This is a genomic window from Mycobacterium sp. (assembly GCF_039583805.1).
In the GTDB taxonomy this organism is placed as follows: domain Bacteria; phylum Actinomycetota; class Actinomycetes; order Mycobacteriales; family Mycobacteriaceae; genus Mycobacterium.
In genome coordinates this window covers 5838-13085 of the sequence record NZ_JAVKSH010000021.1, presented here as the reverse complement: position 1 = coordinate 13085, position 7248 = coordinate 5838, and the positions used below count along the sequence as shown (strand labels likewise).

The following is a 7248-nucleotide window of genomic DNA, read 5'->3' as shown; positions in this document are numbered from 1 at the left end:
GTGCGGAGAACGAGCCCCGTGCTCTCACCGACGGTAACGGGCGGGGCGGGCATTCGTGGGGTGCCATTGGTCCCCGATTCACCGCCGTTGGTCCTCGTTGCCGAATTCGCGGTAGCGCGCCTGCCCGGAGAGCGACAATGATCGGGCCGGCGGCGTTTTCGGCGTGGCGCCGGGCCGCAGGAGACCGAATACCGGGCAATCCATCGAAGGGACTCGTAATGGCAACCACGTCAGCGGGCTCGCAGCGCTTCGAGGCCACCGGATCGCAACCGTTGATCGGCAAGGGCTGGGTCCAGTGTGTGGCCCTGGTGATGATCTTCGGTTTCCTGGTGATGGGCATCCTCGCGTACCGCACCTACACCGCGTCGATGCCGTTGCCCGACAAGGTGGTCAGCGAGTCCGGCCGGGTGCTGTTCACCGGGGACCAGATCACCCGCGGTCAGCAGCTGTTTCAGGCCCGCGGCCTGATGGAATACGGATCGGTGCTCGGTCACGGCGCCTATCTCGGACCGGACTACACCGCCGACTATCTGCGGATGGCCACCGACGACGTCGCCGACCAATTTCGCGCACACGGCGTGACGGACCCGCGGGACCGGGTGGTCGCGGAATTCCGTGCGAACCGCTACGACCCGAACACCGGCACGCTGGTGTTCACCGACCGGCAGGCCCGCGCGTTCGACGACATCGCGCGCCATTACGCGGCCTACTTCGGCGAGAACTCCACCAAGTACGGCCTGCTGCCCAAGTTGGTCACCGACCGCGCCGAGATCCACGACCTGACAGCGTTTTTCGCGTGGATGGCGTGGGCGTCGGCGGCCGAGCGGCCCGGCCACAGCTACAGCTACACCAACAACTGGCCCTCGGAGAAGCGCGTCGACAACGGGCCCACCGCCCCCGTCATCGTGTGGTCGGCGCTGTCGCTGATCGCGCTGCTCGGCGGCATCGGCGTCATGTTCACCGTGTACGGCCGCTGGAGCCAGAAGATCGGCTGGCACGGGGCGGAGACGTCCACACTGTCCTTCCGCGAGCCGGGCGAGGTGAGCCTCACACCGGCGCAGCGGGCCACCATCTGGTTCTTCGCCGTCGTGTCGGTGCTCTTCTTGGCCCAGACGCTGGTCGGCGCCGCCGCCGAGCATTATCGCGCCGACCTGTCGACGTTCTTCGGCCTGGACCTGGCCCGCGTGCTGCCCTACAACCTGGCGCGGACCTGGCATGTTCAGCTGGCGTTGTTCTGGACCGCCGCGGCGTTCCTGGCCGGCGGAATCTTCCTGGTGCCGTTCATCGGCCGCCGTGAGCCGCGGCGTCAGAGTTGGCTGGCCTACGGTCTGCTCGGCGCGGTCGCGCTGGTGGTGTTCGGCTCGCTGATCACCGAGGCGTTGTCGATCTACGGCGTGATCCCGGCAGGCGGCCTGCTGTCCCAGCAGTGGGAGTACCTGGACCTGCCGCGGCTGTGGCAGATCCTGTTGATTGTCGGCATGTTCTTCTGGATCGCCATCATCTGGCGCGGGATGCGGGGCCGGCTGCGCGGCGAATCGAAGATGAACATGCCGTGGCTGTTCTTCTTCGCCGGGCTGGCCATCCCGGTGTTCTATACGATCGGTGTGTTGGCCGGCGGCGCAACGCACTACACCGTCGCGGACTTCTGGCGGTTCTGGGTGGTGCACCTGTGGGTCGAGGACTTCCTGGAGTTGTTCACCACGGTGATGGTCGCCTACATCTTCGTGCTGCTCGGGGTGGTGCGCGAGCGGATCGCCCTGGGCGTGATCTACCTCGACATCATCTTGTACTCCGCCGGCGGCGTGATCGGGACCATGCACCACCTGTACTTCTCCGGAACGCCAGTGGAGCATATGGCGCTGGGTGCGTTCTTCTCGGCCGCCGAGGTGATTCCGCTGACATTCTTGACTGTCGAGGCGTGGGCGTTCCTGCAGCTGGGGTCGCGCCAGCAGTCCGGTGACGCCAAGCCGTTCCCGCACCGCTGGGCGGTGATGTTCCTGGTCGCGGTGGGATTTTGGAACTTCCTCGGGGCAGGCGTCTTCGGGTTCCTGATCAACTTGCCGATTGTCTCCTACTACGAGATCGGCACCGCGCTGACCGCCAACCACGCTCACGCCGCGATGCTGGGCGTCTACGGCATGCTGGCCGTGGGTTTGGCGATGTTCGCCTTCCGCTATGTGATACCGCCCGACAAGTGGCCGGAAAAGTGGGCGCGAGTGTCGTTCTGGGGCATGAACCTTGGTTTGGCGTGGATGGTGTTCGCCACGCTGCTGCCGCTCGGTGTGCTGCAGCTGTACCACTCGGTCAGTGACGGCTACTTCGAGGCGCGGTCGCTGGGCTACATCACCCGGCCCGGAAACTCGCTGCTGGAATGGCTGCGGCTGCCCGGTGACGTGATCCTCATCGTCGGCGGCGTGCTGCCGTTCATGTACGTCGCGTGGACGGCGTTGCGCAACCTCCGGTCCGGCACCGCCGCCGAGGAGCTGCCCGAGCCTGCGCTCTACACCGAGGTGGATCCGGCCGCCAGCGCGGAATCCTCGGCGCCGACCGGGAGATGACGATGGCCGCGCCCGCGACGTCGGTGTGGTTGGTCGCCGGTTACGCGCTGACCCTGGTGGCCGTCGCGTGGGGCTTCGACGCCATGGCCGAACGTGCTTCGCGACACGCAGGCCGTTGGCGCACCGGTGGTTTCGTGTATCACCCCGACCACGACGCCTGGGTGTGTCCGCAGGACCAGTGGCTGTGGCCGACGTCGTTCGATCCCCGGCATCGCGTGGTCCGGTATCGGGCGTCGCCGGTGGTGTGCAACAGCTGCCCGGTCAAGGCGAGCTGCACGACGTCGCATCACGGGCGGGAGATCAGCCGCGAGATCGATCCGTGGCCGCATTCCGACGCCGGCCGGTTCCACCGCGGAATCGCCTGCTGCGTGGCCGCTCTCGGGGTCGTGATGCCGCTGGCAATGCTGATCGGCCAACATAGCCTCGCCGACGTGCTGGTGTTGATCGGCGCCGCGACGGCGGTGACTGCCGCGGGTTTGCCTCTGGCGCGACACTTGTGGAACACACCGTCGAATGCTCCCGAGTACCTGCCGCACCGGTCGGGTATGGAAGACCGGGTGGCCGCGGCGATCGATCGGTACTCCACCCGGTGGGGCGGCGGCTGGACCGACACACAGGAGAAGACACCATGACCTCAGCTCTGGTCACCCTGGCGGTGCTCGCGATCGTGCTGTCAATCGCGCTGACGTTCTTCTCGCTGGCGGTGCTGCGCGAATACGAGCGCGGAGTGGTGTTCCGGATGGGCCACGTCCGGCCGCTCTACCGGCCCGGCCTGAAGTTCCTGATCCCGTTGGTGGACAGAATGATCCGAGTCGACCAGCGGGTTGTGACACTGACCATACCGCCGCAGGAGGTGATTACCCGCGACAATGTCCCGGCCCGGGTCAACGCCGTCGTCATGTTCCAGGTGACCGACCCGTTGAAAGCCATCCTGGCCGTCGAGAACTACGCCGTCGCCACCTCGCAGATCGCCCAGACCACCCTGCGTTCGCTTCTTGGCCGCGCTGACCTGGACACCCTGCTGGCGCACCGCGAAGACCTCAACAGCGACCTGCGCTCCATCATCGAAAAGCAAACCGAGCCGTGGGGCGTCCGGGTTCGGGTGGTCGAGATCAAGGACGTCGAGATACCCGAGTCGATGCAGCGTGCGATGGCCCGCGAGGCCGAGGCGGAACGGGAGCGCCGCGCCAAGGTCATCAACGCCCGCGGCGAGCTGCAGGCCTCCGAGGAGCTGCGCGCCGCGGCGGAGACGCTCTCGAAGAATCCCGCTTCGCTGCAATTGCGTTATCTGCAAACATTGTTGGAGCTGGGTGCGGACCAGAATTCGACGGTTGTGTTCCCGCTGCCGGTCGACATCATCACCCCGTTCCTCAAACATCCGGAGGTCCTCGCCGATATCGCCGGGGCGTTCGGCGATCGCCGCTGACCCGCCACCCCAGGCCGGGCGGATCAGTCCGTGATCCAGCTGCCGTGCAGGCCGTGCGGAACTCGGCGCGGAAGCCGCACGCGCGCAACGGGTTCCGCGCTGAAATCGGATGCGTCGATGACGAGCAGGTCGCTGCCGTCGCGGGAAGGGTCGTAGACGTAGCACAGATACCAGCCCGACGCCTCGTCGGACCCGGCCGCGGGGGCGAACACCGCCTCGCCGGGCTCCGCGGCGCCGAGCCGCTGCTCGTCGGCGCCGCCGCGGTCCAGGTCGTAGCGGATCAGCGCGCCGCTGCCGACGGTGACCGCGTAGCGTGCCGGCGATCCGGTCCGCCGGTCGTCGATGCGGGGGAATTCGACCCCGCGGTCGTCGAGCTGGGTCTCGTTCACGGTGCCGTCGGCCAGGTCGATCGTCCAGCGCCACAGCACCGCGTGGGTGTCGGTGTCGAAGCCGCTGGTGCCGCGCCACAGCCGGGAATACCGGACCACGTGCAAAACAATGGAATCGGCGTGGTCGTAGGCGTTGACGACGTGGAACACGTAGCAGGGTTCGACGTCGAACCAGCGCATCGGGCCGTGCGGGTCGTCGCGGCGCAGCACGCCCAGGCGCGCGCCGTAGTCGTCGCGCCACCGGTAGGGAACGTCGCCGTCGCGGCGCAGCGCGACGTCGAGGTCGAACACCACGGGCAGGTCCAGAAAGATCACGTGGCCGGCGGTCAGCGCGAAATCGTGCATCATCGTCAGCCCGCCGACCTCGACGCCCCGGTTGACCACCAGCTCGCCCGACGCGTCGGCGCGGTGGTAGGTGACGTGCGGCGCGAGCAGGCTGCCGTAGCCGAAGAAGTGCAACTCGCCGGTGTCGGGGCACAGCTTGGGGTGCGCGGTCATCGAGTTGGCGAGTTTGCCGCCGAAGTCGTAAACCCCCAGGGTCGCAAGCTCGTTGGTGATTTCGTAGGGCAGGGACGACTCGGACAGAGCCAGGGTCCGGCCGGCATGGCGCACGACGTGGGTGTTGGCGACGCTGGAGTGCAGGTTGCGGGTTCCGTCCGGGCCGTACACCGGGAACGGGCGCTCGAAGCTCTCGGTGCGCACCCAGCGGTTGCGGTACCAGGCCGCCCGGCCGCCCTGCAGCCGGACACCGTGGATCATGCCGTCGCCGGTGAACCAGTGCCCGCCGCGCTGCCGCGGGTTGGGGCCGTTGCGCAGGTACCAGCCGTCGAGCTCGGCGGGGATCGCGCCGTCGACCGGCAGGTCGAACGCGGTCAGCTCGTCGCCGACCGGAGCGTGGTTGGTGCGGAAGACCGGCAGGACGGTGTCGGCGGACGTCATGCGGCGTCGCCCCGGTGCTGGCGCAGCACCATGTCCGCGAGCTGTTCGGTCGACCAGCCGGCGGCCAGTTCGACCGCGGACATGGTCAGCCCCACCGATTTCTCGATCGCGGCGGCGATCTCGAGTCCCATCAGCGAGTCGACCCCGAGTTCGCGCAGCGGCTGCGACGGCTCGAACGTCGTCTCGTCGACACCGAGCGCCCCGGCGACGATCTTGGTCAGGACGGTGTGCACCGCGTCGCGGGCCGCCTCGTCGTCGAGCCCGTCGAGCAGCCGCGCCGCCGGGCTGTCCGCCGCCCCGGCACGGTCGCCGGCCGGGGCAAGCCACTGCAGCCGGCTCCGGCCGGAGGTCACCGGGATCATCGACGCCAGCCGCGACCAGTCCGCGTCCGCCACCACCAGGCTGTCGATGCCGCGGTCGATCACCTCGCCCAGCGCGGCCAGCGCGTCGTCGATGCCGAGCGCGACGATGCCCAGCTGCCCGAGGTGCCGGGCGACGTTGGCTTCGCGGGCGACCAGACCTGTCTCGGCCAGCGCACCCCAGGCGATCACCGACGCCGGCTGGCCGCGGTGGCGCCGCAGCGCGGCCAGCGCCTCCAGCGCGGCGTTGGCGGCGACGTAGTTGGCCTGCCCGGGGTTGCCGATCAGCGACGAAATCGACGAGTACAGCACGAAGAAGTCGAGCCCGTCGGTGAGCTGGTGCAGATTCACCGCGCCGGCCGCCTTGGGCGCCAGCACCCGGTCCAGCGCAGCGCGGTCCAGGTCGGCCACCGGGCGGTCGTCGAACACCGCGGCGCTGTGCACGACGCCCCGCAGCGGCGGCATCGTGGCGGCGACCTCGCCGAGCACGGCGGCCAGTTGCCCGCGGTCCGCGACGTCGGCGGCGAAGGCGCGCACCTCGACGCCGCGCGCCGCCAGGTCCGTCGTCGCCGCGCGCGCCTCGGGTGTGGACGCACCGCGGCGGCTCACCAGCGCCAGGTGCCGGGCGCCCTGTTCGGCCAGCCACATCGCTGTCTCCAGGCCGAATCCGCCGAGGCCGCCGGTGACCAGGTAGGTCGCGTCCGGGCGAATCCGCGGCGGCGGGTCCGCCCGCAGCGTCAGCTCCGGATCGCGCAGCGCCAGGCACACCACGCCCGGCTGGTCGCGGTGGTCGCGGAGCCGCAACGCCTCGTCGAGCTGCGCGGCCGGGACGGCGGCCACCGGCACAGCGGGCAGCTGGTGCCCTTCGATCAGGGCCAGCACCTCGGCGTAGAGTCCGGCGACGTACTCGGGCCGGTGCGCGCTCAGCTGCGCGAAGTCCACCGACGCGTACACCAGGTTCGCGACGCGGCCGCGCAGACCCGGCAGCGGGTGCTGCTCGTCACCGGTCGCCCCGACCTGGACGAACCGGCCGAACGGCGCCAGGCACGCGGCGCTCTTGGCCATCAGCTCCCCGCCGGCTGCGTTGAGCACCACGTCCGCGCCCCGGCGTTCGGTCCAGGTCATCACGTCGTCGTAGAACGCGACGTCGCGCGACGTGCTCACCCGCGTGACGCCCAGAGCGCGCAGGTGGTCACTGTCGGCCGGCGAGCCCGCGGTGGCGATGACGTCGGCGTCGATCCAGCGGGCGATCCCGACGGCCGCCAGCCCGACACCGCCGCCCGCGTCCGCGATCAGCACCGTCTCGCCCTTCTGCAGCTGGGCGGTCGTCACCAGCGCGTGGTAGGCGATCGCCATCGCGTCCAGCCCGGCGGCGTCCGGCAAGGGCATCGAGTCCGGCAGGGCGGTCACGCGCAGCCGGGGCACGATGGCGTGGGAGCGCGGCGCCCCGGGCAGCACGGCGTGCACAAGGTCGCCGACGCTGAGGTCGGCGACGGCGCTTCCGGCGCGGCTGATCCGGCCGACGGCCGTCGTGCCGGCCTGCCCGCCGGCCGCGGCGCCCATTCCGATCGAGCCCA

General features: G+C 69.7%; 5 protein-coding genes. 3 read left to right on the top strand and 2 right to left on the bottom strand.

Translation table 11 applies throughout. The features are described 5' to 3' along the window. Positions 1 to 218: 218 nt before the first annotated feature. Genes ABDW21_RS04420 through ABDW21_RS04410 form a run of 3 tightly spaced genes read left to right on the top strand, consistent with a single transcriptional unit; the run spans position 219 to position 3984 of the window. Positions 219 to 2558, top strand: a complete 2340-nt coding sequence (locus tag ABDW21_RS04420; RefSeq protein ID WP_343599155.1) for a cbb3-type cytochrome c oxidase subunit I — start codon at positions 219 to 221, stop codon at positions 2556 to 2558. Between the two features lie 2 nt (positions 2559 to 2560). Continuing rightward, the gene (locus ABDW21_RS04415) at positions 2561 to 3190 is read left to right on the top strand and encodes a hypothetical protein (RefSeq protein ID WP_343710100.1); all 630 of its coding nucleotides are present in this window, start codon (positions 2561 to 2563) and stop codon (positions 3188 to 3190) included. Continuing rightward, complete coding sequence (locus ABDW21_RS04410; RefSeq protein WP_343599152.1) at positions 3187 to 3984, top strand: slipin family protein; 798 nt, start codon at positions 3187 to 3189, stop codon at positions 3982 to 3984. Before ABDW21_RS04415 ends, ABDW21_RS04410 begins: the two co-directional genes overlap by 4 nt. 23 nt (positions 3985 to 4007) lie before the next feature. Here ABDW21_RS04410 and ABDW21_RS04405 read toward each other — a convergent pair whose 3' ends face one another. Together ABDW21_RS04405 and ABDW21_RS04400 are read right to left on the bottom strand one after the other, a co-directional pair. Beyond that, positions 4008 to 5312, bottom strand: coding sequence for a carotenoid oxygenase family protein (locus ABDW21_RS04405; protein WP_343710099.1), 1305 nt, complete (start codon positions 5310 to 5312; stop codon positions 4008 to 4010). After that, a partial coding sequence (locus ABDW21_RS04400; RefSeq protein WP_343710098.1) for an SDR family NAD(P)-dependent oxidoreductase occupies positions 5309 to 7248 on the bottom strand: 1940 nt, incomplete at its 5' end. The genes ABDW21_RS04400 and ABDW21_RS04405, both read right to left, overlap by 4 nt.

Coding starts and splice junctions, on each gene's coding strand:
- ABDW21_RS04420 (WP_343599155.1), top strand. CDS start 219: ATGGCAACCACGTCAGCGGGCTCGCAGCGCTTCGAGGCCACCGGATCG.
- ABDW21_RS04415 (WP_343710100.1), top strand. CDS start 2,561: ATGGCCGCGCCCGCGACGTCGGTGTGGTTGGTCGCCGGTTACGCGCTG.
- ABDW21_RS04410 (WP_343599152.1), top strand. CDS start 3,187: ATGACCTCAGCTCTGGTCACCCTGGCGGTGCTCGCGATCGTGCTGTCA.
- ABDW21_RS04405 (WP_343710099.1), bottom strand. CDS start 5,312: ATGACGTCCGCCGACACCGTCCTGCCGGTCTTCCGCACCAACCACGCT.